Raw genomic sequence first — 891 nt, 5'->3', positions numbered from 1 at the left:
GCCATGCGGCCTATCAGCACCTGGCGGCCGGCCAGACCCAGCAGGTGACCATCCCCGTCACCGTCACCGACAGTGCAGGGGCGACGGACACCCAGAACCTCGTCATCACGGTCACCGGAACCGATGATGCCGCAGTGATTGCAGGGGTGGACACAGGCGACATAACGGAGAATACCGCAGGGTCGAACATGTCGCCGGACTATGCCCAACCAGGTATAGCAACGCTGGGCAATGCACCTCTTTATGCCGACGGCAAGTTGACCATCACCGACCCGGATGCTGGTGAGAACGCGTTCGACACGCGTCATGGAGCTTACGACTACCACGGCACCTATGGCGATCTTGCCCTGCAGGCAGATGGTACCTGGCACTATCATGCCGATGCCGGTCACTGGACCGCAGCCGGCGGCTATGCAACGACGCGGGGCACCGCCATCGACCAGTTGGGCGAAGGCCAGAGCCTGACCGACACGATCACGGTCTATTCCAAAGACGGCACGGCCCATGACATCGTCATCACGATCCATGGCAGCAACGACAGGCCCTATTGCTCTTCCGAAGTGCAACTGGCCAGCGGCACGGAAGACGTCGCCCGGACCCTGACACTGAAACAGTTTCTGGCAAACACGGTGGATGTGGATGCCAATGACGCGGGCAAGCTTTCCATCTCGGGCCTCAAGGTCGATCACGGCTCGGTCCGGGACAATCAGGATGGAACGTTCACCTACACACCGGAAAAGGATTACAACGGTCAGGTCCACTTCACCTATGATGTGAAGGATGCCCATGGCGGAGTGACCCATACCGGGGCAAGCACAACACTGGCGGCAACACCAGATGCAGCGGTCATCACCGGCACCGACACGGGTGACATCACCGAGGACCGGAATG

At 60.5% G+C, this 891-nt stretch carries 1 protein-coding gene; it reads left to right on the top strand.

Annotated features, from left to right (window positions below; genetic code table 11):
• Positions 1–891 (top strand): VCBS domain-containing protein (locus V1T76_RS29030; RefSeq protein WP_330564145.1); only part of this gene is annotated, 891 nt, incomplete at both ends.

The sequence above is a fragment of the Roseibium sp. FZY0029 genome, from assembly GCF_036350355.1.
Classification (GTDB): Bacteria; Pseudomonadota; Alphaproteobacteria; order Rhizobiales; family Stappiaceae; genus Roseibium.
This window is presented reverse-complemented; position numbering and strand designations above follow the sequence as displayed.